We start from the raw sequence: 22,070 nt of genomic DNA on the forward strand, positions 1-22,070 counted from the left end.
AGCCGTTTCTGCACCCATAAAAAAACCCCGTCAGTGACGGGGTTTTTTTAGATCGCCTGGATTACTCCGCGCGAACCTGAGCAGCTTGCATGCCCTTTTGGCCTTTCTCAGCCACGAAGGAAACGGTCTGGCCTTCTTTCAGGCTTTTGAAACCTTCGCTTTCGATAGCTTTGAAGTGTACGAACAGGTCGTCACCGCCACCCTGTGGGGTGATAAAGCCGAAGCCTTTTTCGTCGTTAAACCATTTTACGGTGCCGGTTTGGCGATTAGACATGGTGAATCTCCAAGAACATAATTTTTTCAGTGTACGTGTTGCTCAGGCCAACTGGGCACACCGGCCTATCATAGTCGAAATGTGGGAATGTAGAACTTTTTCAGTAAGAACTTTGAGCAGTAACCGTAGGTAAACCCGGAATAACTCCTCTAAGCCACCTTGTTTCTGAAGCTCGAAGTTACATTGAAAGGTTGGTTGGCGGGGCTGAAAGGCTCGTATTTCGTGGCTTTCAGGGATTGCCCACAGTCATCCTGAAAATATGCCCCGCCTGGCTTTATGAGGTCATGTAGATGAATTATTTTTTTGGCTGAGTGCAGTTGGCTTCGACCAGCTTACGCATTTTTTCAGTCTGCTCATGGGTTGGTGGCTGACCGCCATTACTCATTTTTTCAATTTCTGCGCTGCTGAAGTTTTTGCTCACTTGCTCGGCGCCACATTCGCAGTGGGATTTTGCTGAGGCTGCATCAAGCTTTTGCCCCGCGGTGGACACGCAATCCTGAATGAACTTGGCTTTGGTTGGAGCACTCATGGCCGCATGAGCGGTGAGTGGCATTGCCAGGGCAATTGGGGCGAGCAGGGCGAGTAAACGTGGAAGCTTCATGGCGTTTTCCTTTATAGGGTTCAACGTATTTGCAGCAGGTTGCACAGCTATCTGACGATGAGTGCCCACGCCAGTTCAGTTTGATGAACGCGAGATGGATGTGGGCGGTGCAATTGATTGATCCAGCGTGCATGTGAATGGGTTGAGCTGTGATAGGATGCGCGTCCTTTATATCTGTCCGCGTCTGGCTGGTGTTCTTTTCGCCGTCGTTGTGCAGTTTTATTTCAAACCAGTCATCTGGTTCGGTTCAAGGTTGGCCGCAAGGCTCCTGCCACTGTGAGGCAGGCATACCACCGGATCACGTACTGGCTCATCCCAACCCACGTGACCTTTGGTAGGGGTCACCACTAGGAGAGGAGGCGCCATGCCCACCATTACTCTTCCCGACGGCAGTCAACGTTCATTCGATCATCCGGTTTCCGTAGCCGAGGTCGCGCTTTCCATTGGTGCAGGTCTGGCCAAGGCCACCGTCGCCGGTAAGGTCGACGGTCAACTGGTCGACGCCAGCGATCTGATCGAGAAAGATGCCAGCCTGCAGATCATTACCCCCAAGGATCAGGAAGGGCTGGAGATCATCCGCCACTCGTGCGCCCACCTGGTAGGTCATGCGGTCAAGCAACTGTACCCGACTGCAAAGATGGTCATCGGGCCAGTCATCGATGACGGTTTTTATTACGATATAGCTTATGAGCGTCCGTTCACGCCTGACGATATGGCGGCGATCGAGCAGCGCATGCAGCAGCTGATCGAAAAAGATTACGACGTCATCAAGAAGGTCACTCCGCGCGCCGAAGTGATCGACGTGTTCACTGCGCGTCACGAAGATTACAAACTGCGTCTGGTTGAAGACATGCCAGAGCAGCAGACCATGGGTCTGTACTACCACGAAGAATACGTCGACATGTGCCGCGGCCCCCACGTGCCGAACACTCGCTTCCTCAAGTCCTTCAAGCTGACCAAGCTGTCCGGTGCTTACTGGCGCGGCGATGCCAAAAACGAGCAGCTGCAACGCGTTTATGGCACCGCATGGGCCGACAAGAAGCAACTGGCTGCTTACATCCAGCGTATCGAAGAAGCTGAAAAGCGCGATCACCGCAAGATCGGCAAGCGTCTTGGGCTGTTCCACACCCAGGAAGAAGCGCCGGGCATGGTGTTCTGGCATCCGCAGGGCTGGACTCTGTACCAGGTGCTTGAGCAGTACATGCGCAAAGTGCAGCGCGAGAACGGTTATCTGGAGATCAAGACGCCGCAGGTGGTTGATCGCTCCCTGTGGGAAAAGTCAGGTCACTGGGCGAACTACGCCGATAACATGTTCACCACCGAGTCCGAGAGCCGCGACTACGCAATCAAGCCGATGAACTGCCCATGCCACGTGCAGGTGTTCAATCAGGGGCTGAAAAGCTACCGTGAGCTGCCGATGCGTCTGGCCGAGTTCGGTGCTTGCCACCGTAACGAGCCGTCCGGTGCGCTGCACGGGATCATGCGTGTTCGTGGCTTTACCCAGGATGACGCACACATCTTCTGCACTGAGGATCAGATGCAGGCCGAGTCTGCAGCGTTCATCAAGCTGACTCTGGATGTGTATGCCGACTTCGGCTTCAAGGACATCGAGCTGAAGCTTTCGACCCGTCCTGAAAAGCGTGTGGGTTCCGATGAGCTGTGGGATCGCGCCGAAAGCGCACTGGCATCGGCACTGGATAGCGCGGGTCTGCCTTACGATCTGCAGCCGGGCGAAGGTGCTTTCTACGGTCCGAAGATCGAGTTCTCGTTGAAAGACTGTCTGGGTCGTGTCTGGCAGTGTGGTACCCTGCAGCTCGACTTTAACTTGCCGATCCGTTTGAGCGCCGAATATGTGTCTGAGGACAACAGCCGTAAACATCCGGTGATGTTGCACCGGGCGATTCTTGGCTCTTTCGAACGTTTCATCGGGATTCTGATCGAGCACTACGAAGGTGCATTCCCGGCCTGGCTGGCGCCCACTCAGGCAGTGATTATGAATATCACTGATAAACAGGCAGATTTTTCCCTTGAAGTGGAAAAAATTCTCGCTGAAAGCGGGTTTCGTGCCAAGTCCGACTTGAGAAATGAAAAGATCGGCTTTAAAATCCGTGAGCATACTTTGCTCAAGGTCCCTTATCTCCTCGTGATTGGAGATCGGGAAGTTGAAATGCAAACTGTCGCTGTGCGTACACGCGAAGGTGCAGACCTCGGCTCGATGCCGGTCGCCCAGTTCGCTGAATTCCTCGCACAAGCGGTTTCCCGGCGTGGTCGCCAAGATTCGGAGTAATTACTATTAAGCGTGAAATGAGACAAGATAAACGAGCTGCACCGAAAGCCCCGATCAACGAGAATATCTCGGCACGCGAGGTTCGGTTAATTGGAGCTGAAGGCGAGCAGCTTGGGATTGTGTCAATTGAAGACGCGCTGCTTAAGGCTGAAGAGGCCAAGCTGGATCTGGTGGAAATTTCCGCCGATGCAGTACCCCCTGTCTGCAAGCTGATGGACTACGGCAAATCGATCTTCGAAAAGAAGAAACAGGTTGCCGCTGCCAAGAAAAATCAGAAGCAGATCCAGGTTAAAGAAATCAAGTTTCGTCCAGGGACGGAGGAAGGGGATTACCAGGTAAAACTACGCAACCTGGTACGTTTCCTGAGTGACGGGGACAGGGCCAAGGTATCGTTAAGATTCCGCGGTCGTGAGATGGCCCACCAGGAGCTGGGCATGGAACTGTTGAAGCGGGTTGAAGGTGACCTTCTCGAATACGGTTCCGTTGAGCAGCATCCTAAGATGGAAGGACGCCAGCTGATTATGGTCATCGCCCCGAAAAAGAAGAAATAACCACCAGGGCACGGCAGGCCTTGCGGTTATGTTTATCAACTGAATGCGGAGTATCCGAACATGCCAAAGATGAAGACTAAAAGTGGTGCAGCTAAGCGGTTTTTGAAAACTGCTAACGGCATCAAGCACAAACACGCTTTCAAGAGCCACATTCTGACCAAAATGTCGACCAAGCGTAAGCGTCAACTGCGCGGTAGCAGCTTGCTGCATCCGTCTGACGTGGCAAAAGTCGAGCGCATGCTGCGCCTTCGTTAATTTTGATCAAGAATAGAGGAAGTAACTCATGGCTCGTGTAAAGCGTGGCGTCATTGCCCGTAAGCGTCACAAAAAAATTCTGAAACTTGCTAAAGGCTACTACGGCGCGCGTTCACGCGTATTCCGTGTTGCCAAGCAAGCGGTAATCAAGGCAGGCCAATACGCCTACCGTGACCGTCGTCAGAAAAAACGTCAGTTCCGCGCTCTGTGGATCGCTCGTATCAACGCTGGTGCTCGTATCAACGGTCTGTCCTACAGCCGTTTCATCGCCGGCCTGAAAAAAGCGTCCATCGAGATCGACCGTAAGGTTCTGGCTGATCTGGCAGTGAACGAAAAAGCGGCGTTTGCTGCGATTGTCGAGAAAGCTAAAGCCACCTTGGCCTAAGTCCCCGACAATCACCGGGCCTCAGTTTCTGGGGTTCGGTGTTAAACGTCATAAATAGGGGAAGAGCCTACAAGCTCTTCCCCTATTTCGTATCTGGAGTCTGTACATGGAAAACCTGGACGCGCTGGTCTCGCAAGCTCTTGAGGCTGTGCAGAGCGCTGAAGATATCAATGCCCTGGAGCAAATCCGGGTTCAATACCTTGGCAAGAAAGGTGAGTTGACTCAGGTGATGAAGACCCTGGGGAATTTGCCTGCAGAAGAGCGTCCGCAAGTCGGCGCTCTGATCAACGTCGCCAAGGAGCGTGTCACAGAGGTTCTCAATGCCCGCAAGGCGCAGTTCGAGGAAGCGGATCTTGCCGCCAAACTCGCCGCCGAGTCCATTGACGTGACCCTGCCTGGCCGCGGCCAGACCTCAGGCGGTCTGCATCCCGTTACTCGTACTCTGGAACGCATCGAACAATTCTTCACCCACATTGGCTACGGCATCGCCGAAGGCCCTGAGGTGGAAGACGATTACCACAACTTCGAAGCGCTCAACATCCCAGGCCATCACCCGGCCCGGTCGATGCATGACACCTTTTATTTCAATGCGAACATGCTGTTGCGCACCCATACCTCCCCGGTACAGGTCCGCACCATGGAATCGCAGCGTCCGCCGATCCGCATTGTCTGCCCAGGCCGTGTGTACCGCAGCGACTCCGATATTACCCACTCGCCGATGTTCCATCAGGTCGAAGGCCTGCTGGTTGATCGCGACATCAATTTTGCCGACCTCAAAGGCACCATCGAAGAGTTCCTGCGGGTGTTCTTCGAAAAAGAACTGGCCGTGCGTTTCCGCCCGTCTTACTTCCCGTTTACCGAGCCGTCCGCCGAAGTCGACATGGAGTGCGTGATGTGCAGCGGCAAAGGCTGCCGTGTCTGCAAGCAGACTGGCTGGCTGGAAGTCATGGGCTGCGGCATGGTTCACCCGAATGTGCTGCGCATGTCCGGCATCGACCCCGAAGAATTCTCGGGCTTCGCCTTCGGCATGGGTGTGGAGCGTCTGGCCATGCTGCGTTACGGCGTCAACGACTTGCGTCTGTTCTTCGACAACGACTTGCGGTTCCTCGCGCAATTTCGCTGAGGCGCTTCGCGGCAGCCCGCCAGTGGCCGCTGTCGCAGAGCACCGGAGTCGCCCGTAACGCATTTTTTTGGAGAGCAGGATGAAATTCAGTGAACAATGGTTGCGCGGCTGGGTAAGCCCGCAAGTATCCCGCGACGAGTTGGTTGCCCGCTTGTCGATGGCCGGCCTTGAAGTCGATAGCGTCACTCCGGCTGCTGGTGTATTCAGCGGTGTGATCGTCGGCGAAGTGCTGAGCACGGAGCAACACCCGGATGCTGACAAACTGCGCGTATGCCAGGTCAGTAACGGCTCGGAAACCTTTCAGGTTGTGTGCGGCGCGCCAAATGTGCGCCCGGGTCTGAAGATTCCATTCGCCATGATCGGTGCCGAGCTGCCGGGCAATTTCAAGATCAAGAAAGCCAAGCTGCGTGGCGTTGAATCCAACGGCATGCTGTGCTCCCAGTCCGAATTGCAAGTGGGCGAGGGCAATGACGGTTTGATGGAGCTGCCAGCCGATGCGCCGGTGGGTGAAGACTTCCGTGTCTACCTTGAGCTGGATGATGCCAGCATCGAAGTGGACCTGACGCCAAACCGTGGCGACTGCCTTTCGCTGGCCGGCCTGGCTCGTGAAGTTGGCGCGCTTTACGCCGTGCCTGTGACGGTGCCTGCCGTCGCCGCTGTTCCCGTGACACACGATGAAGTCCGTCCGGTTGAAGTGTTGGCTACCAGCGCTTGCCCTCGTTATCTCGGTCGTGTGATTCGCAATGTCGACCTGTCACGTCCAACGCCGTTGTGGATGGTTGAGCGTCTGCGTCGTTCCGACATTCGCAGCATCGACGCCGTGGTCGACATCACCAACTACGTGATGATCGAACTGGGTCAGCCATTGCACGCGTTTGATCTGGCTGAAATCAACGGTGGCATTCGTGTGCGTATGGCAGAAGAGGGCGAGAAGCTCGTTCTGCTGGACGGCCAGGAAGTCAGCCTGCGTGCAGACACTCTGGTTATCGCTGACCACCAGCGCGCTCTGGCCATCGCCGGCGTGATGGGCGGGGAACACAGCGGTGTTTCCACCACGACTCGTGACGTATTCCTCGAAAGTGCGTTCTTCGACCAGATCGCTGTCGCGGGCAAGGCCCGTTCGTATGGTCTGCACACTGACGCTTCGCACCGCTATGAGCGCGGTGTTGACTGGCAACTGGCGCGCAAGGCCATGGAGCGAGCCACCGGCCTGCTGCTGGAAATCACCGGGGGTGAAGCTGGCCCCGTGATTGAAGCTGTCAGCGAAAAAGATCTGCCGTCAATCGCGCCGGTCACTTTGCGTGCCGAGCGTATCGAGCAAATGTTGGGCCTGAAGATGGACCCTGCGGAAATCGAAGGCTTGTTGACCGGCCTTGGGTTGACCGTTTCTGCTGAAACAGCAGGGCAGTGGCGCGTAGAAGTGCCAAGTCATCGCTTCGATATCAGCCTTGAAGTCGACTTAATCGAAGAACTGGCTCGCCTATACGGCTACAACCGTCTGCCGGTTCGTTACCCGCAGGCGCGTCTGGCACCGCAAGCCAAAGCCGAAGCTCGTAGTGATCTGCCTGAGCTGCGTCGCCTGTTGGTCGCTCGCGGTTATCAGGAAGCGATCACCTACAGCTTCATCGATCCCAAGCAGTTCGAGCTGTTCAGCCCTGGCGCTGAACCGTTGCTGCTGGCAAACCCGATCTCCAATGACATGGCCGCCATGCGCGCTTCGTTGTGGCCAGGTCTGGTCAAGTCTTTGCAGCACAACCTCAATCGTCAGCAGGATCGTGTACGTCTGTTCGAAAGCGGCCTGCGCTTCGTCGGGCAGCTGGACGGTCTGAAGCAAGAGCCGATGCTGGCGGGTGTAGTCTGTGGCAGCCGTCTGCCGGAAGGCTGGGCGCAAGGCCGTGATGTGATCGACTTCTTCGACGTCAAGGCTGATGTTGAAGCCGTTCTCGGCTTCGCCGGTGCGCTGGATGCTTTCAAATTCGTGCCTGGTAAACATCCAGCCCTGCACCCGGGCCAAACGGCGCGCATCGAACGTGATGGTCGTGAAGTGGGCTACCTTGGCGCCATTCACCCTGAACTGTCGAAAACCCTGGGGCTGGATCGTCCGGTCTTCGTTTTCGAGCTGGTTCTGGCCGAAGTTGCACTGGGTAAAATGCCGAAATTCCAGGAGTTATCACGCTTTCCTGAAGTACGACGTGACCTGGCGCTGCTGGCTGATGAAGGCGTTGCAGCCACTGCCGTTCTTGACGTTATTCGAGAAAATGCAGGCGAATGGCTCACAGACCTCAGGCTATTTGATGTTTATCAGGGTAAAGGCATTGATCCGCATAGAAAAAGCCTTGCAGTTGGCTTGACCTGGCAGCATCCATCGCGCACTCTTAACGACGATGAGGTCAATGCGGCAACGCATAAAATCCTCACCTCACTCGAGGAAAGGTTAAACGCCACGTTAAGGAAGTAGCGTATGGGGGCTCTGACGAAAGCTGAGATGGCCGAACGTCTGTACGAAGAGCTGGGCCTGAATAAACGAGAAGCCAAGGAATTGGTTGAGCTGTTCTTCGAGGAAATCAGGCACGCTCTGGAAGATAACGAACAGGTCAAATTGTCCGGTTTCGGCAATTTTGACCTGCGAGATAAACGCCAGCGGCCTGGTAGAAACCCGAAGACCGGGGAAGAAATTCCTATCACGGCTCGCCGTGTTGTCACGTTCCGTCCAGGGCAGAAGTTGAAGGCCCGAGTTGAGGCTTATGCTGGAACCAAGTCATAACGACGAGTTACCGCCGATACCAGGCAAACGTTACTTCACCATTGGTGAGGTCAGCGAGCTCTGCGCGGTGAAACCGCACGTTTTGCGCTATTGGGAACAGGAATTTCCTCAGCTCAACCCCGTCAAACGACGCGGCAACCGCCGGTATTATCAGCGCGAAGACGTGCTGATGATCCGGCAGATCCGCGGCTTGCTCTACGAGCAAGGCTTCACCATTGGTGGTGCGCGGCTGCGTATGACCGCTGGCGAACCCAAGGATGAGACTCAGGATTACAAGAAACTGCTCCGGCAGATGATCGTCGAGCTGGAAGACGTTCTGGTGGTATTGGGCAAGTAGAAATCGCCCGGATACTTCCATAATTCAAAAGCTTAGGTTATATTCCTCGAAGTTTTCGCAGCATGGGAAACTGATACACGCCTAGTCGGGGCGTAGCGCAGCCCGGTAGCGCACTTGCATGGGGTGCAAGGGGTCGAGTGTTCGAATCACTCCGTCCCGACCATATTTTTCAATGAGTTAGCCCGGTATTCACAGTATCGGGCTTTTTCATGTGCGTGACTTTTGCGTGACTTGTCTGTATTTCACGCCTGCCTCCTCTTCAGAATTGTCAGCACCGGACCGCGCGAGTCGGTTGCCGAAACCATGTTTGCTGCCTCAATCAGATGTCCAAGCTCAGCGCCTGAGTAATGACTGGTGATGCTGCCGTTCTTGTGACCTAGCAGAGCCTTCCGATCTTCCTCTGTCACCCCGGCTGCACGCAGCCGCCGACCGAAGGTATGCTTTAGGTCGTGAATCCTGATCGACAGATATCCAGGGTGAGCGGGGCGTAAGTTTTCCTCCTGCCAGAGTTTAGCCGCGCGCACCCGCGCCTTTTTCCAGGCTGAGTCGTTCATTCGGTGCATTGCGCTGCCGTTGTAAGGGAAAACCCAGTCCTTACTCAGCCCGCGCTGCTGATCAATGATCGACTTGGCCACGTTGTTCAGCACGACCAGTCGCTCGTCGCCATTCTTCACGCCCGACTTTGAATGTCTCCCACCGAAGTCCGCAGGTATCAGGAAAACGCTCGTTCCGAGTTCCGGTACCAATATCTCCCAATCCCACCTCAATTTGCAGACCTCCTGCTCACGACACCCAGTGTTCACCTTGAACAAGGCCATCGTTTGCAGGTGGGCGGGCAACTCTCCGAAAAGAATCGACTGCTCATTCCAAGACATTGGATAGGGCTTCCTGCTCGATTTCCTCTCTTCCAGCTTTGTCAGCATCGGTACGCCGTCCAACCATGGTCGCCGCTCATCATCTCTCCACTTGCGAGCACACAGGGACAAAACCCTGACTACCCGCTCGATGGCGATATTGACCGTTCGGTTGCTGACTCCCTTCTTTACCTTTCCATCATCCAGCGTATTAGATTCAAGCCGATGCTTGATGAATGGCTCTAGGGCCTGATCATCAATATGATTCAGCGGTATATCCCCAATGAAAGGATCGAGCTGGGTCATGATCAGCGCCGAAAGCCTGAATGACGGCTGATCCTTGATCTCGACAAGAAACTTCATTGCCGCATCTCGCCACGTCCTGACCTGCCTGACCCCGTACACCTTCTGCTGTCGGATCTGCTCAAGCCGGTGAATCAGGTACCGCTCTGCTTCTTGTCTGTCAGTTGTGCCAGTAGATTCGTAAAGTCTTTCGCCGTTGATTTTCTTGTCGATATGCCAGAGACCTTTCCTTTGGGAGAGGCCGGTGATCGTTTTTCGCGCCATTTTGTATCTCCTTCCTGGCGCTCGCTGCGGGGCAATTGTTGCTCCCGTGCGCCTTTTTTATCAATTGCCTTGGCGGCCACGTAGGATGAGGCCCACTCATCAAGCTCCTGCCGGTCGAATCCGACGCCACGCTCACCGATGGGGAATTCGTTCACGTAAGGTCTGACGATTTCGTTGAAGAGTGCCAGGCACATGCTCAGGTATGCCGGAGCCTCGCCAGCCCTTACGAATCTCGGGGCGAGCGGTAGCTTCCTGGCCGATGCGTTTTTGGTCATTGGCTTACTGCTCCACGCCGCCCTATGGCGGCAGAAGGGGTTATTCGTTTTCTTTAGCGACTGCGCCTTGGAGAGCTATATAGGTAGATCGCTGAATTGATTTCTCGGGCCCGCTGCATCTTCACGACATCAGCGCCCGTGCAGCTGTATCGCCGCCAGTGACTACGCGCCTCGCACCAGTTGACCAGTATCAAAGGGAACTGGAGCCGGTGAGCCGCGCCCATAACGCCAGACAGGAAGGTGTCCCAGTCGCAGCATCGCCGGTCTATCCATGCTTTCTTTCGGGCCATAGAGAATCCTCGCCCGCCGATCACCGGCAGGCTATATATAGAAGGGAGGGGTTTAGGCTCGGTGTCCGCGCTTGCAGAACCAGTCGAGGGCGTCACAGATCAGCGGGCTGTCGTACCAATCCTGAATCTCGCGCCGCTCATCACGATCCCGAAAGAACATCGGCCCGAGATAGTTGTGCCAGCTCATGAACACCCGCGTACCGTCGGCCAGCGGCAGCCTGAAGAAGGGTGAGCCACATAAAAATCCGTGTTCGATTCGAATGCACGTCACGCAGCCTCCTTAGCCCGCTGCCACCAGTGCCAGGCTCTCGCCATGTACCGGTCCAGATAGCTGCCGTTCGCGAGACGCTGGCTTTGGCACCAATCGAGGTCGCAGTTGTTGTCTTCGGCGTAGGCCTGTTCGAATGCTTCGCGGTTCATGGCTTCACCTTTTCGAAGTAGAACACCACCGGTTCGCCTGTCTCGGCTATTAGTCCGTAGGACTTGGCCAGACGGTAAATGGGGTGGTAGCTGTTGAGGGAGTTGATGTGCCCGGCGATCCAGCAGCGCCAGCCTTCAAGCGTTTGGCCGCCCTTGCTGATATTGCAGGGCGCGCAGGCGGGCATCATGTTGCCGATGTGGTCATTCTCCGGCTTGAGCGGCTTTCCTGATTCCAGTCGCCATGTGCCGTTGAGGTTTCGCTTCGAGATCAATTCGCGAGTCACAGGCTCCAAATGATCCGCATGCCAACGCTCACCCAGAACAACGCCGCAGTAGGCGCAATGCCCGCCGTATTTCATGCGCACTTGCTCGCGCTCAGCTTTCTTAAGGCGCATAGATATCCTCGCCGCTACGGCGGCTGACATTGAATTGATTGGATTTACTGAAAGGTGGTGTTGATCGCCGATCCGTTCTCGCGCTGGTTCATCGCCAGCAGCAGGCCGCTCAGCTTCGATCCCTTGGCGAATACAGTGCCGGGCGGCAACCTCACATCGCACGGCAGGACCTGATCAGCGAAAGCGACTGGGCGCTCTACGCATTCCTCGATGACAGCCCAGGTTCCAGAGGTGAGCCTTAAGTCAGCGCGGATCTGATCAATCACCCACATTGGGAGTTGGACCTGAACCATTTCTGCCTCGGTCATGGCTGGTTCAGCCTGGCTACTTCGTCGAGGCAGGCGTTCCACTCGCAATCAAGGTCACTCAGGTACGGCGTTGACTGGCTGATTTCTCTACGCTCCGGCAGCACCACCTTTGCCGTGGTGGGCTGGGCTTGGCGATATAGCTTAGTAATTGAGTACCCCATTTTTTCTGCGCTAAGGATGTCCTGATTGGATTCCTCTCTCCATGCGAGAAACATGCCCTGAAGCGGCGTGTCAGGATGAACTCGCCAGTATCCGAACGCCTCACCCTGAGCGGCTTCGAGCTGTGCGATGCGGGCACGCATGGCCTGAACGTCGCGCACCATGTGCATGGTTACGTTGGCGAGATAGGCCGCGTCGGGGCGCATAAAGAACGATTTAGTTGGAAGGTCACCATCGCCTACAAAGTCGGAAATTTCCTTCAGGTCAGCGTCGGTAACTTTCTGGAAGAATCCGTTGCGCAGCCGCTCAATCTCAGCCAGCAGCGGGGCGACGTGGGCGCGGTCGATTAGCTCAGTGACCCGTCCGCTGCAAGGTGCAGGGTCTTTAATTTGAACTGAACGCTGTCCAGTGATGCCCGGAAGTACGCTCCCATACTGAATGATCCACGCCAACACTTCCGGCTCCCCGCCAACCGCTGGCGGCTGCTCGGCGTCTAGGATCGCTCGCAACTGAAAGAACTCTGGAAGATCCTCATCGCCGTTCTGATTGGCGCGCTCTACCCAGTACATTACAGTTTTAGCCAGCTCACGCGGAAGCAGCACCATCGCGCCGGGTTTGGTTTGGTTGGTCATGACATCACCCGCGAATAAGGCGTCATGTTAGGGCAAGGAAGGCCGTCCATACCTTCGTGGTGTTCGCCGCACGCCATGCAGCACTTAACGCGGGCTGGCGTGACGCGTTGGTTTTCAGGTTGTAATGTCTCTCGCACTACGTCAGCCCCCTGTTCGTCTGTGGCTGGCGATTTGGTACCCTCATCAGTGAGGGAACCATCAGGTAAGTTGCTGGTGGTGCTGGGCTTTGTGGCTGGCACGGACTGGGCGAGGAATGCGCGGATATCCTTTGCAACGGTTGCGTAAGAAAAGCCGCCGCTGTCTACAACAAACGAAAGCAGCTCCCGCGCCTTGGCATTCCGCGCCTCGCTGGCATTGAGGCGGAGCTTCAAGTCGTTGATGCTGATCTTTAGCCAATCCACCGCTTCAATGCTCGCATCGGTGGATTGGTCGTCTTCATCAACGCCAAGCGCTTCACCGATCGCACACAGGGCTCCGACAGCTGAGTCATACATGCGACTAAATCGGTCCCGCTCTGCCGATACGTCGGCCAGTTGTTGGCGGAGGTCGTCCATGAGACTGAAGTTCGCCTTTTCGCCGATTGGCGGCTTCCACAGCTGTCCGCCATGAAACGTATACCCTTGGCCTAGAAGGGTTTGCACTGCGGCATTGCGAGCTGCAGCATCCTCTGCGATCACAGCCTCTACCTGACTATCAATAGTGCTCATCTACATCTCCTTCGCGCGCTGCGCATAAATGGCCTGGCGCCTATTCGAGCAGGCTCTGTGGTTGCCGATGGTTCATTGGGAAGACTTCTTTTTGCGCTTCTGCCGAAGTTCATTCGGCACTGGAAAGGGCAGGTCCATAGCCTGTTCGACGGTGAGTTTCTTTAGGCGGGAGGCCATTCCGGGGATAGTCATGCCCTTTATGGTGGCAAGCTCAGAGAGGGTCATTTGACGGCCCCTGTATACCTTCTTCGAGTTGAGGCGCTTCGTCTCAATCATCCTGTTTCGAGATCTTCGGGTATTGCACCCGGAGCATGCGGGCCGAAGATTGGAAGGGTCGTTGTTGCTTTTCACCTCGTCGATATGATCTATCTGCATGACGCTCCAGATAAGAACCTGAGAACAGCCGAAACAGTTGAATGGTCCTTCGCCGAACAAATCAAAGAAGATTCGCCTGTGCTGATAAATCTCACCGGCACTATTTGAAAGGGGATGATCGGGGGCGTGCTCGACCACATAGCCTTGGGTGTGGATGTAGCTCGGCGTGCGCTTCCTGGTTCTCTCTAACGTGCCGTATCGCGCTTGCCTGGTGTAATGCATAGAGCAGAGCCCCAAACCCTTAGCTGGCTTTTCGCAGCCATCACAGGAGCAGACCTTCTTGAGTAACAACGTCTCGTTCATGTTTTGCTCTCCATGGTGGGTGTAGGCGCGCGAAGGCCTCGCCAGTGGCGTGATGATCTGGGTTGTTGATTAGGTGATGTGGGGGTGTTAGCGAGACATATCCTTGGCCCGCTTCTTCGACCAAGCCAGCACATCACCGATGACGTTCTTCTTGAACATGCTGCGCTGCCGGTAATAGTCGACCGATTCACGGGAGACGCTGAAGCAGATGCCCTCGGCAAACTTCAGCTTCCGCAGTTCGTCGTGGACGTTCTTCTCGATGAATTCATGGGGAGTCATAGGGCCACCCATTCGTTCTTTCCGTCGTAATAGCCGTGCCATTCGCCGAGTCGAAAAACCAAAGTTCCAGGCACGCAAAGCCAGGCTCTGTCGATTGGTCCGCCAGTCAGCCTAAAGCTCGACTTGAGTGCGATCAGTACACGGCGACGAATGCGCCGACGGGATAGGTCAGTCCGCTTGATGCGTAGGGGGGGGTAGACATTGCGTTATCTCCGAAGCAGGCGCACTTCTCCGATACCGGATGAGGTGGCGCAGATGAGTTAAGTGGGGTATTACGGGATGAGCGCGTTACGCGGCGGGCCTTTCGATCTCGTCGTCTTCGCACTGATCTGGATTGTTCAGGATGCTTCTGACGCCATGATCGTAAATTTCTCGCGCCACATCATCACTAACCATGATTGTGTGGCGCGGATAAATCAGGAAGGCAGCGAGCTCATCATCACTCATAAGGTCCATTTTCATGACGGCGATCTGCAGCATTTCGCTGGTTGCAATCTTCGCCGCGCGATCACTGATTCGCTTTATTGCCTGCTCGATGCCAGGCCGAACCCGGTGGCGCAATTCCTTCTCTGCGAACTTGGCTCGCTTGATGGCGAGCTTCAGGTTCCGCTCCTTCTGATCCATCGCCATAAACTGGCTCCTTCAAGCCGCTTGGCGGCAAATGCAATTGTTCGGCCCGCCTGTTTCTGCGGATCTTTGCGGATAGGCGTTTCATCACGGACGCACCGGATAGCTGATGCCGTAGGTCTCGATGATGCGCACCAGAGACTTCTGATTGATCCCGAGCTTGTTGGCACAGGTCGTGCGAGCGATGCGTAGATCGCGGAACGCCTCAATGCGCGGAATCAGCTTTCGGTCAGCCTCTTCGTTAACCGCTCCTGGAAGCGCGATGGAGTAGCTCTTTGCGATCCTGCGTAGCCGGTCAGCCGTCAAGCCGAACTCCCGAATAACGTCCTGCTGCGTGGCTCCCTCGGCAAATCGTTGCGCGATGTCTGGGGCAATCAAGGCCTCGGCAGCCCGCTTTGCTGCCAGCGGTGATTCCGGATTTGCAGGGGCAAAGACAATCCCGTAATCCGCCGCGATATGACCCAGACGCTTGGCGCTGATGCCCAGATCGGCCGACGCCTGCTTCAAGCCAATGTCTACATAGGCCCTCAACTTTTCCGCCGTGCTGCGCTCCAGCTCCATCGCCTCACGCGCCTTGGTTTCGCTCACGGACGAACTGGCTTTGTACCCGTAGGCGATCGTCTCGGTGTTGAAGGGAAGGGACACGCTGCGGGTGATGCTCAGCTCGTGAATAACGCCACCGCTGCGCATATACGCCTCGGTAGCATCAGCCAGCCGGGCAGAGGCGGCGCTGTTGTGCCGTACCATGCTTAATTCGAGTGAAATCATGTTCGAATCCTCAAACCTTATGTAGGTTAGAACGGAATATCGTCATCAAAGCTGTCGAAGTCCGCAGCCGATGGCGTCTGCTGCTGGGCCGGGCGTGATTGCTGCTGAGGCCTGGACTGCGAGCGAGACTGCTGCGGCTGCTGCTGACTCCGCTGGCCCTGCGGCGCGCCCTCCTGAGGCTTACCGCCCAGAAGCTGCATCGTGCCCTGCATGTCCACGATGATTTCCGTGGTGTAACGCTTGATGCCGTCCTTCTCCCATTCGCGGGTGGAGAGCTTGCCCTCGATGTACACCTGAGAACCTTTGCGCAGGTACTCCCCGGCGATTTCGGCGACCTTCCCGAACAGAGAAACCCGGTGCCATTCGGTCTTTTCGACTTTCTGGCCGGTCTGCTTGTCCGTCCATTGCTCACTGGTAGCCAGGCTCAGGTTAGTGACTGCGTTTCCGTTTGGCAGGTAGCGCACTTCAGGATCTTGGCCGCAGGTTCCGACCAATATGACTTTGTTAATTCCGCGGGCCATAGGGCCTCCTATCGAGAAAGCGCCTTGCGCACAAATGGATCAAGCTCAGTTTGATTCAGCAGCCAGCGCTTGTAGTCGCTTGGAAGGTCGGCAATAGCCATGCCCTTGTGCTTGCCGAAGCCAATCACGGTAGGAATGCGAGCATCTTCAGAGATGGTCCAGAGCTCTTCCCAGTCGATCAGAGGCCGCCCCAGCTTCTCAGCCAGCGCATCAATGATTTTGATCAGCAGCAAGCGGCAGTTCTTAACGTCATCCAGGGCGGCGTGCGCATTGCGCAGCAACGATGAAGCTTGATCGCGATAGTGCAGGTAGATCATCGCCGACTGAGTGTGCGTATCAGCGTCCGGCCACAGCTTTGAGCTCAGCGCCTTGGTGCAGATCCGCTTGACGTCTGGCTGTCGAACTACCTTCCAGTCGTAGTCGACGTTGTGGCCGATGATGTACTCCATATCATCTGGCATGAAGAACGTGTCGTGCGCAGGGCAATCGGAAAGCTCTTCATCCAGGATGTGGCTGGTAGCCAGAGCGCCGAGCTCAATTGGCTTGCCGGGCTTGAAGCGAGCCAGGTATTGGTCAATGACCGGAAGCCCGCTGATTGAGCCCAGCTTCAGCCAAGCAGCCTCAACCAAATGAGGGTCGGTAAGGCCTGTCGTCTCGCTGTCGAAAATATATGCTGTCACGCTGATTGCTCCTGAGGAGTGAGTTCTGATTTGCGTTTATCTTTGGCTGCAACCACCTGCGAAACCAGATCGTCAAAGCCATATGCGATGGCCTTTGCTGCGTTGAATGCTGATTGCAGTGCGACTATGTCTTTAGCGCTGGCGATGTCTGCGATCGCGTCGATGAGAAGTTCTTTGGCACGAGCCTCGGGACTGATACCCGAGTTCAGCCAGGCCAATAGCTTCTGCCCGGTAGCCTCAGTGATCAATTCAGGCTGGTTAAACAGCTTGGTTCGATCCTTGCTGGCCATGGCTGTGTGCACGTCATGCGTGAGGTCCAGGACAACCGTAAATTCATAGTCGGTGCCGTCGCGCTGCTCGGACTTCATGCCCAGCTTCACGATCTTCTTGCCTTCACCCTGGACGGTTTCCGTCTTGCTTCGCATCGTGCAGATCACGTGCAGGCCACTGGTGAGGATTTTGTTGGTTATCTGGCGATGACGCGGCGTCGTTTCGTTCCATGCTGCCCATGTGTTGCCCCGAAATTTCTGGTGAGCGAGGGCCTCGTTTGACTCCAAACAACCACCCGGGCCGGTCCACTCGTGCGAGTAGCTATCAATGATTAGCACGCTGTACCCGGCAGCCTCAGCCGCGGTGATCGCCTCAACGTATCGCTCAGGCGAGAAGGGCGGCTGCAGCTCCAGAACATCGAAGTCGGCAATGTCGGAGTAGAGCGATGCGCTGCCTTGCTCAGTGTCGATCACCGCGATTCGACCACCCAGACCCTTGGCCATGAGCAGCGCTGAATAAGTCTTTCCAGATCCTGATGGCCCAGCAAGTGCCAGCCGTAGCTTGGCCTGCTTGCGTTCGGCTTTCTTGAACATGACGCGTTACCTCGGTTGGTTGTCCCATTCCCGCTCAATGCGGGCCTGCTCTGCTTCGTACTCTTTGCGCTCGTCACCCTGAAACCGCTCAGGCGAGAAGCTCCCGACCGTCATCCAGTCAAGCTGGGCGGCCATGCGTGGACTGCTCACAAGGGCAAAATCCTTGCCGCGCTATACGCAGCCTGTTTGATTGAAAAAGGGGCTTGAAACTGAGCGCCGCGAACTGCGCGGTCTGCGTATTTGACGGCTGTTTGATCAGCCTGTGATGTGCCCGGCGTAAGCACTGGCGAGCATCCAGATGGTTGAGCCCGTGATGGCGATGGCTGAGCCGCGCCAGATATAGATGCGACGGGCGCGCTGCAGGCGGGTCATCCCCAGCCCTTCATTGGCCGACGCTTCAGCCAGTCCGCTTTGATCGGGTATGGCAGATCGACGACACGCATGCCACGAGGTGGGGAGAAGGTGCCGCGCACTTGAGCGGGCTGGGTGCGAGCATCCAGCGCTTCAACTTCCTCGTCGATCAGCGACTTCACAATTGGCTGGCTCATGCGCACCTCCGCATCCTGGCGAGCAACTCTTCATTCGAACGCGAGCGGATGTAAATTAGGCACTGGGTATACCGCATGTGCTCTTTGCAATCGATGGCGCTGAGTGCATACGCCATTTCAATCGCCATCTGCGTTTCGCAGTGCAGGCTGTAGTCTTCGGCGTTTTCGATCAGCTTCTGGATACGCGAGTCGATCATGCCGACCGCAATTTCGTGCTTGGTCACGCGGCACCTCCTTTTGGTGGGCAGATCAGCTCCATCTGAGCGATGCATGCCTGGATGTTTGCTTTCAGCTTCAGCCGCCGATCCTGCTCGCGTTCGCGGCGGGCTTTGCGGTCGATAGGGTTGTCGTAGTCGTGGGCGAACTCGTCGAAGCGAGGCTTTTCGTTGCCCCAGCGATCACGGCTGCGGACAGACGCCCGGCCTTGGGCGCTGTCCTGATAACGCTCAAGGTCGAAGTCGGGCATGGTCGCCTCCAGGGCTGGGTTATGCGGTAGGTGGTTGCGGAAGTGGCATCCAATAGGTCGGCTGAGACCAGGCGCTCCAGTAGCCGCCCACGTACAGGAATGAAGTTCGAACAACCATTTCTTCGGACATTGGGGCATTACTTCGGTAGACGAGGACTATCTGCCCAGGCTCAGGAAGTTGCTCAGTTACCGGAATCCATTCGCTCATCACTCAATCCTCATCGCTCAAATGCAATCGGCTGGGTTAATCCGTGTATGCGATGTACTTGAAGTGACCATCGCCAAATCGCTCGAATCGCCCGCCGAAGGTGCCGAGCACTTCTTTCTCAACATCAGCGCGACTCAGATGCAGCGGATAGACGCCTTCCTTAATCATTGAGCTGCTGCTGTGCAGCTTCGCCACCCAGTCGATCTTGGTAGGGTCGAGCACGCGCGGCCTTGTTTGGACGTAGGGCATGTCGCACATGCTGATGGAGGCGATTTCTCGAACGCACAACGGGTCGTCGGCGGCGCGCCACCCACAATCCGGGCAGCACATGTCGGCGCTTTCGTGCTGCCAGCACGGGGCGGCAATGTGACAGCTACAGTCCTTTACCTTTTCCAATTCGATAGAGCCTTCGCAGCCATCACGGGCACAGGTGTCGCCCTCGCAATATCCAAGTTCCATATCCGCCTCCATGGGCGTTGTTCAAATGCAATCGGCTGGAAACATCACTCGGCTGTATTCCGCAAAGGAGCCGGCTGTTTCCATGCGATTAAATTCGGGGCAATAAAAACCCGGCGTTAACCGGCTCCGCAGATACAGGGCTCACTCACATTTAGGTGGCTGCCGGGGGAATGATTTACATGGTCGTATCTCCTGTCGCTCGCTCACTGGGCAGGCAGTGGCCACTTTCTGCGCGACCGTTATCAGTGGCTGGCCTGATTACGAGTCAGGTGCCTTGTATTGCTGAATCACTTCCCGATGCGCTCTCGGTAGAGAGGATCGGTACTCTTGCCCATAGGGCGGTTATGCGGTGGCTTTGTCCGGCGTAACCGCAATCTCCCATTTGGTAGGGAATTTCCCGCCAATACATCTGGCCCGCCCCCAGCTATTTGCCTCAAGCTGGCTTGGAAATCTTTCTCTCTGGCCGCGATTCACTCCGCCAGAACACTTTTTTCGATCGCTTTACGCTGCGCGCCTTGGGTAGTGGCCACCCATCTGAATCGTTGAGGCCGATTCATCGCTGCCTTTGAAGCTGGCCGGTAGTTATCCGGCAGGGTCGTTGCGGTCCATCTAAAGAGCGGTATCGATCCGTAGGGCCTTGTGAGGGGCTGATTCGTTTCGATGGGTGAACATTACAACTGTAAATTGTAGTCTGCAAGTCAAAGTTGTAATTATTTTCGAGCGGACACAAAAAAGCCCGCACGCGGCGGGCTTAGATTTAGTTCTTCAGTTGGCTATTTTGCGGCTTTCACGTCCGCGATGATGCGCTTCGAAATCGCCTCGAGCTGCTTTTCAGTCATTGCCGAGAAAACTCCCTCCCATGCAGTTGACTTGGTGTCATAGGACCGCGCCCCAATCTGCTTGCCGGTTTGCATGTCGATGAACGAAACCTTGGAGTTTACCCATGCGTTTCCGGTCATCGAGCCCACGCTATAGCGAGCCCCAGAGGTTATGTATCTGAAGGTCGATACGCTCACCTTAAGCAAAATCCCAGGCCGGGCAGGGGGAGCCTCTTTTACTACCAGCAGGTTATAGCCTTCGGATGCCGCTTCTGATTTAAGGTATTGCGACCAGGTTGATTGCAGCAGTGGCCAGTCTTTGTGGGCGAGCACCTTGCCGTCCCCATCAAACTCCACGGCCAGGTTTTGTTTTGCCTGCGGGCTGGCGCTCAAAGTTCCGAGACCTCCGCGCTCCACCGTGGCTGCACAGCCGGTCAGCAGGGCCGTAATAATAAGTCCTGCCAGCGTTATTGCTTTCTTCATTTGCTACATCCCTGCGGTTGGTAATCCTTTCTACAGCGTGCCCGTCATGCGCACGGCAACGCCAATAATCCTGCAGTCGTCCGAGCATTCAATCATTGAGTATGCGGGATTCAAAGGCTTTAGATAGCGGCGACCAGCGTCTTCAACCAGCTTCTTGAATGTGGCTTCCTCACTGTTCGGCAGCTTGGCAATGACGAACTTACCCGGACGCACGTCAGCTTCCGTATCAACCAATATAAGCATGCCCTCTGGAATGCTCGTGCCTGATAGCGAGGTCATTGAATCGCCGCGGACTTCAAGCCAGAAGGCAGCGCCCTTAGAGTTGTAGTCAGAAGGCTCATACCGATCCGAGAAACCGTCAGGGAATGGCTGAACAGCTTCCGTCCATGCGCCCGCAGTTACCCAGCTTACAACGGGGTAATGATAGAGAAGCTTGGGCTGCCTAACCGGGCCCACGTTTGAGGTCTCCTGAGGCTCAGGGTCTGACTCACCCATAAGGTAAGAGACGCTGACGCCTAGAGCCTCAGAGATTGCTTTAAGGCGCTGAGGCCGTGGCACGTTCTTGTCCGATTCCCATGCCTGGACGGACTGAGGCGAGACGCCAAGTGCCCGTCCCAGCTCAGACTGGTTCATCCCTTTTTTCTCGCGGGATGCGGCGATTCTTGAGCCGGTCGTATTCATGCGCGCAAGCGTACAACCACCAGTTGTAATCATCATTGCAATTATGCCTTGTAGCATTTCGCTGTTTATTGTAACTTTGAGTTGTAATTCCAATTTTCGAGGCAAACATGAACCAGAACGCAGCCGTGCGTGCAGCTGAAGCAGCAGGAAGCCAGTCCGCCCTTGCTCGCGTTCTTGGCTGCACGCCTCAAAACGTCCAGCGGTGGTGCGCAACCGGCCGCATTCCAGCGGAGCGCGTGCTCACTATCGAACGGGCTACCGGCATTTCTCGCCACGAGCTTCGCCCGGACCTTTACCCAGTAGCTGCATAACCCACTCAACCAGCCTTAAAGGAAAGACCCAGCATGTACATGGACCCCAATCAAAAGCGCGCCATTCCGGTGAAGGTTCGTTTCGAACCAGTGCTTGATCGGATTCTCCGTAAAGCAGCAACCAAGACCCGAATGCAGCACGCCACGTACCTGTACGAAATCATTGAGTGGGCCGTAGCCAACGGCGTGATCGAGGAACTCATGCAGGACAAACAAGAAGATATCGCGGGCTAGAGGCCTTTTGGAGGCCCGAATGAGCATTGAGCTTGAAAAGCTGCCGCCTAAGACGCGGCAGAAAGTAGAGGGGTTGATGAGCGCTAACGGCTGGAGCTTCAGCCAGGCCATCAACGAAATGACAGAAACCGCCATTGCCAGTGGCGCGCTTTCAGAGGTTGGAAGGAAGAAGGCGAAGGTTCTTCATTTGGTTACCCCAATGAGGGCCTCAGGCAGGGACTCTTAAGGGTAATCCAGAGGTCCTCTGCCAAATCCGAGACGA

At 55.8% G+C, this 22,070-nt stretch carries 36 protein-coding genes and 1 tRNA gene; 12 read left to right on the forward strand and 25 right to left on the reverse strand.

The window, feature by feature from the left end:
- Positions 1 to 61: 61 nt before the first annotated feature.
- Together H8S59_RS00700 and H8S59_RS00705 are read right to left on the reverse strand one after the other, a co-directional pair.
- Positions 62 to 274, reverse strand: coding sequence for a cold-shock protein (locus H8S59_RS00700; protein WP_166596873.1), 213 nt, complete (start codon positions 272 to 274; stop codon positions 62 to 64).
- A gap of 295 nt (positions 275 to 569) precedes the next feature.
- A complete protein-coding gene (locus H8S59_RS00705) occupies positions 570 to 875 on the reverse strand; it encodes a hypothetical protein (protein ID WP_187520099.1) in 306 nt (101 codons plus the stop codon).
- Between the two features lie 364 nt (positions 876 to 1,239).
- Here H8S59_RS00705 and thrS point away from each other — a divergent pair, with 364 nt between their 5' ends.
- The 9 genes from thrS (at position 1,240) to H8S59_RS00750 (ending at position 8,740) form a co-directional block, all read left to right on the forward strand.
- Positions 1,240 to 3,162, forward strand: a complete 1,923-nt coding sequence (gene thrS / locus H8S59_RS00710) for a threonine--tRNA ligase (protein WP_187520100.1) — start codon at positions 1,240 to 1,242, stop codon at positions 3,160 to 3,162.
- The gene (gene infC, locus H8S59_RS00715) at positions 3,162 to 3,713 is read left to right on the forward strand and encodes a translation initiation factor IF-3 (RefSeq protein WP_176469887.1); all 552 of its coding nucleotides are present in this window, start codon (positions 3,162 to 3,164) and stop codon (positions 3,711 to 3,713) included. The genes thrS and infC overlap by 1 nt, the downstream gene beginning before the upstream one ends.
- A gap of 60 nt (positions 3,714 to 3,773) precedes the next feature.
- A complete protein-coding gene (rpmI, locus tag H8S59_RS00720; RefSeq protein WP_002553160.1) occupies positions 3,774 to 3,968 on the forward strand; it encodes a 50S ribosomal protein L35 in 195 nt (64 codons plus the stop codon).
- A gap of 28 nt (positions 3,969 to 3,996) precedes the next feature.
- The gene (gene rplT / locus H8S59_RS00725; protein ID WP_007905879.1) at positions 3,997 to 4,353 is read left to right on the forward strand and encodes a 50S ribosomal protein L20; all 357 of its coding nucleotides are present in this window, start codon (positions 3,997 to 3,999) and stop codon (positions 4,351 to 4,353) included.
- Positions 4,354 to 4,459: 106 nt separating this feature from the next.
- A complete protein-coding gene (gene pheS, locus H8S59_RS00730; RefSeq protein WP_027898688.1) occupies positions 4,460 to 5,476 on the forward strand; it encodes a phenylalanine--tRNA ligase subunit alpha in 1,017 nt (338 codons plus the stop codon).
- A gap of 79 nt (positions 5,477 to 5,555) precedes the next feature.
- Positions 5,556 to 7,934 (forward strand): phenylalanine--tRNA ligase subunit beta, encoded by a 2,379-nt coding sequence (gene pheT, locus H8S59_RS00735; protein WP_187520101.1) that lies wholly within the window; start codon positions 5,556 to 5,558, stop codon positions 7,932 to 7,934.
- 3 nt (positions 7,935 to 7,937) lie between these two features.
- Positions 7,938 to 8,240, forward strand: a complete 303-nt coding sequence (gene ihfA, locus H8S59_RS00740) for an integration host factor subunit alpha (protein ID WP_002553164.1) — start codon at positions 7,938 to 7,940, stop codon at positions 8,238 to 8,240.
- Complete coding sequence (locus H8S59_RS00745) at positions 8,221 to 8,577, forward strand: MerR family transcriptional regulator (protein WP_027898690.1); 357 nt, start codon at positions 8,221 to 8,223, stop codon at positions 8,575 to 8,577. The genes ihfA and H8S59_RS00745 overlap by 20 nt, the downstream gene beginning before the upstream one ends.
- A gap of 86 nt (positions 8,578 to 8,663) precedes the next feature.
- Positions 8,664 to 8,740, forward strand: a tRNA-Pro gene (locus H8S59_RS00750).
- Positions 8,741 to 8,819: 79 nt separating this feature from the next.
- On the opposite strand, the gene H8S59_RS00755 is transcribed toward H8S59_RS00750, so the two are convergent.
- The 23 genes from H8S59_RS00755 to H8S59_RS00860 all read right to left on the reverse strand — a co-directional run bounded on the left by H8S59_RS00755 (position 8,820) and on the right by H8S59_RS00860 (position 21,263).
- Positions 8,820 to 9,983: a tyrosine-type recombinase/integrase gene (locus H8S59_RS00755; protein WP_343073025.1), complete on the reverse strand. Its 1,164-nt coding sequence runs from the start codon at positions 9,981 to 9,983 to the stop codon at positions 8,820 to 8,822.
- The gene (locus H8S59_RS27125; RefSeq protein WP_343073024.1) at positions 9,869 to 10,273 is read right to left on the reverse strand and encodes a hypothetical protein; all 405 of its coding nucleotides are present in this window, start codon (positions 10,271 to 10,273) and stop codon (positions 9,869 to 9,871) included. Before H8S59_RS27125 ends, H8S59_RS00755 begins: the two co-directional genes overlap by 115 nt.
- 342 nt (positions 10,274 to 10,615) lie before the next feature.
- Positions 10,616 to 10,834: a hypothetical protein gene (locus H8S59_RS00760; RefSeq protein ID WP_187520103.1), complete on the reverse strand. Its 219-nt coding sequence runs from the start codon at positions 10,832 to 10,834 to the stop codon at positions 10,616 to 10,618.
- Positions 10,831 to 10,983 carry a hypothetical protein gene (locus tag H8S59_RS00765; RefSeq protein WP_187520104.1) on the reverse strand — a complete coding sequence of 51 codons (153 nt, stop codon included), beginning with the start codon at positions 10,981 to 10,983 and terminating at the stop codon, positions 10,831 to 10,833. Before H8S59_RS00765 ends, H8S59_RS00760 begins: the two co-directional genes overlap by 4 nt.
- A complete protein-coding gene (locus tag H8S59_RS00770; protein WP_187520105.1) occupies positions 10,980 to 11,378 on the reverse strand; it encodes an HNH endonuclease in 399 nt (132 codons plus the stop codon). Before H8S59_RS00770 ends, H8S59_RS00765 begins: the two co-directional genes overlap by 4 nt.
- Positions 11,379 to 11,422: 44 nt before the next feature.
- Positions 11,423 to 11,686, reverse strand: coding sequence for a hypothetical protein (locus H8S59_RS00775; RefSeq protein ID WP_187520106.1), 264 nt, complete (start codon positions 11,684 to 11,686; stop codon positions 11,423 to 11,425).
- On the reverse strand, positions 11,683 to 12,477 hold the full coding sequence (locus tag H8S59_RS00780) for a hypothetical protein (protein ID WP_187520107.1): 795 nt from the start codon (positions 12,475 to 12,477) through the stop codon (positions 11,683 to 11,685). Before H8S59_RS00780 ends, H8S59_RS00775 begins: the two co-directional genes overlap by 4 nt.
- Positions 12,474 to 13,184: a hypothetical protein gene (locus H8S59_RS00785; RefSeq protein ID WP_187520108.1), complete on the reverse strand. Its 711-nt coding sequence runs from the start codon at positions 13,182 to 13,184 to the stop codon at positions 12,474 to 12,476. The genes H8S59_RS00780 and H8S59_RS00785 overlap by 4 nt, the downstream gene beginning before the upstream one ends.
- A gap of 72 nt (positions 13,185 to 13,256) precedes the next feature.
- On the reverse strand, positions 13,257 to 13,862 hold the full coding sequence (locus H8S59_RS00790) for an HNH endonuclease signature motif containing protein (protein WP_187520109.1): 606 nt from the start codon (positions 13,860 to 13,862) through the stop codon (positions 13,257 to 13,259).
- Between the two features lie 87 nt (positions 13,863 to 13,949).
- A complete protein-coding gene (locus H8S59_RS00795) occupies positions 13,950 to 14,153 on the reverse strand; it encodes a hypothetical protein (protein ID WP_187520110.1) in 204 nt (67 codons plus the stop codon).
- 276 nt (positions 14,154 to 14,429) lie between these two features.
- Complete coding sequence (locus H8S59_RS00800) at positions 14,430 to 14,771, reverse strand: hypothetical protein (protein ID WP_187520111.1); 342 nt, start codon at positions 14,769 to 14,771, stop codon at positions 14,430 to 14,432.
- Between the two features lie 84 nt (positions 14,772 to 14,855).
- Positions 14,856 to 15,536 carry a hypothetical protein gene (locus tag H8S59_RS00805; protein WP_187520112.1) on the reverse strand — a complete coding sequence of 227 codons (681 nt, stop codon included), beginning with the start codon at positions 15,534 to 15,536 and terminating at the stop codon, positions 14,856 to 14,858.
- Between the two features lie 26 nt (positions 15,537 to 15,562).
- The gene (locus H8S59_RS00810; protein WP_187520113.1) at positions 15,563 to 16,057 is read right to left on the reverse strand and encodes a single-stranded DNA-binding protein; all 495 of its coding nucleotides are present in this window, start codon (positions 16,055 to 16,057) and stop codon (positions 15,563 to 15,565) included.
- Positions 16,058 to 16,065: 8 nt separating this feature from the next.
- Entirely contained in the window at positions 16,066 to 16,737 is a 672-nt protein-coding gene (locus H8S59_RS00815; protein ID WP_187520114.1) for a 3'-5' exonuclease family protein, read from the reverse strand.
- Positions 16,734 to 17,600, reverse strand: coding sequence for an ATP-binding protein (locus H8S59_RS00820; RefSeq protein ID WP_187520115.1), 867 nt, complete (start codon positions 17,598 to 17,600; stop codon positions 16,734 to 16,736). The genes H8S59_RS00815 and H8S59_RS00820 overlap by 4 nt, the downstream gene beginning before the upstream one ends.
- Positions 17,601 to 17,606: 6 nt before the next feature.
- Positions 17,607 to 17,750 (reverse strand): hypothetical protein, encoded by a 144-nt coding sequence (locus tag H8S59_RS00825; protein ID WP_187520187.1) that lies wholly within the window; start codon positions 17,748 to 17,750, stop codon positions 17,607 to 17,609.
- A 218-nt stretch (positions 17,751 to 17,968) separates the two neighbouring features.
- Entirely contained in the window at positions 17,969 to 18,148 is a 180-nt protein-coding gene (locus tag H8S59_RS00830; protein WP_187520116.1) for a hypothetical protein, read from the reverse strand.
- Positions 18,145 to 18,372, reverse strand: coding sequence for a hypothetical protein (locus H8S59_RS00835; protein ID WP_187520117.1), 228 nt, complete (start codon positions 18,370 to 18,372; stop codon positions 18,145 to 18,147). Before H8S59_RS00835 ends, H8S59_RS00830 begins: the two co-directional genes overlap by 4 nt.
- Positions 18,369 to 18,614, reverse strand: a complete 246-nt coding sequence (locus H8S59_RS00840) for a hypothetical protein (RefSeq protein WP_187520118.1) — start codon at positions 18,612 to 18,614, stop codon at positions 18,369 to 18,371. Before H8S59_RS00840 ends, H8S59_RS00835 begins: the two co-directional genes overlap by 4 nt.
- Positions 18,615 to 18,633: 19 nt before the next feature.
- Positions 18,634 to 18,822 (reverse strand): DUF551 domain-containing protein, encoded by a 189-nt coding sequence (locus H8S59_RS27200; protein WP_187520119.1) that lies wholly within the window; start codon positions 18,820 to 18,822, stop codon positions 18,634 to 18,636.
- 36 nt (positions 18,823 to 18,858) lie between these two features.
- Positions 18,859 to 19,281 (reverse strand): hypothetical protein, encoded by a 423-nt coding sequence (locus H8S59_RS00850; RefSeq protein ID WP_187520120.1) that lies wholly within the window; start codon positions 19,279 to 19,281, stop codon positions 18,859 to 18,861.
- A gap of 773 nt (positions 19,282 to 20,054) precedes the next feature.
- Entirely contained in the window at positions 20,055 to 20,582 is a 528-nt protein-coding gene (locus tag H8S59_RS00855) for a DUF4410 domain-containing protein (RefSeq protein ID WP_187520121.1), read from the reverse strand.
- A gap of 30 nt (positions 20,583 to 20,612) precedes the next feature.
- The gene (locus H8S59_RS00860; protein WP_187520181.1) at positions 20,613 to 21,263 is read right to left on the reverse strand and encodes a LexA family protein; all 651 of its coding nucleotides are present in this window, start codon (positions 21,261 to 21,263) and stop codon (positions 20,613 to 20,615) included.
- Between the two features lie 107 nt (positions 21,264 to 21,370).
- Here H8S59_RS00860 and H8S59_RS00865 point away from each other — a divergent pair, with 107 nt between their 5' ends.
- The 3 genes from H8S59_RS00865 to H8S59_RS00875 are packed head-to-tail and all read left to right on the forward strand — an operon-like array spanning position 21,371 to position 22,034.
- Positions 21,371 to 21,574 carry a transcriptional regulator gene (locus H8S59_RS00865; RefSeq protein WP_187520122.1) on the forward strand — a complete coding sequence of 68 codons (204 nt, stop codon included), beginning with the start codon at positions 21,371 to 21,373 and terminating at the stop codon, positions 21,572 to 21,574.
- Between the two features lie 33 nt (positions 21,575 to 21,607).
- Complete coding sequence (locus H8S59_RS00870; RefSeq protein WP_039012569.1) at positions 21,608 to 21,808, forward strand: hypothetical protein; 201 nt, start codon at positions 21,608 to 21,610, stop codon at positions 21,806 to 21,808.
- A gap of 19 nt (positions 21,809 to 21,827) precedes the next feature.
- Positions 21,828 to 22,034, forward strand: coding sequence for a hypothetical protein (locus H8S59_RS00875; protein ID WP_187520123.1), 207 nt, complete (start codon positions 21,828 to 21,830; stop codon positions 22,032 to 22,034).
- Positions 22,035 to 22,070 lie beyond the last annotated feature (36 nt).

The sequence above is a fragment of the Pseudomonas folii genome (assembly GCF_014357575.1).
Lineage (GTDB): Bacteria > Pseudomonadota > Gammaproteobacteria > Pseudomonadales > Pseudomonadaceae > Aquipseudomonas > Aquipseudomonas folii.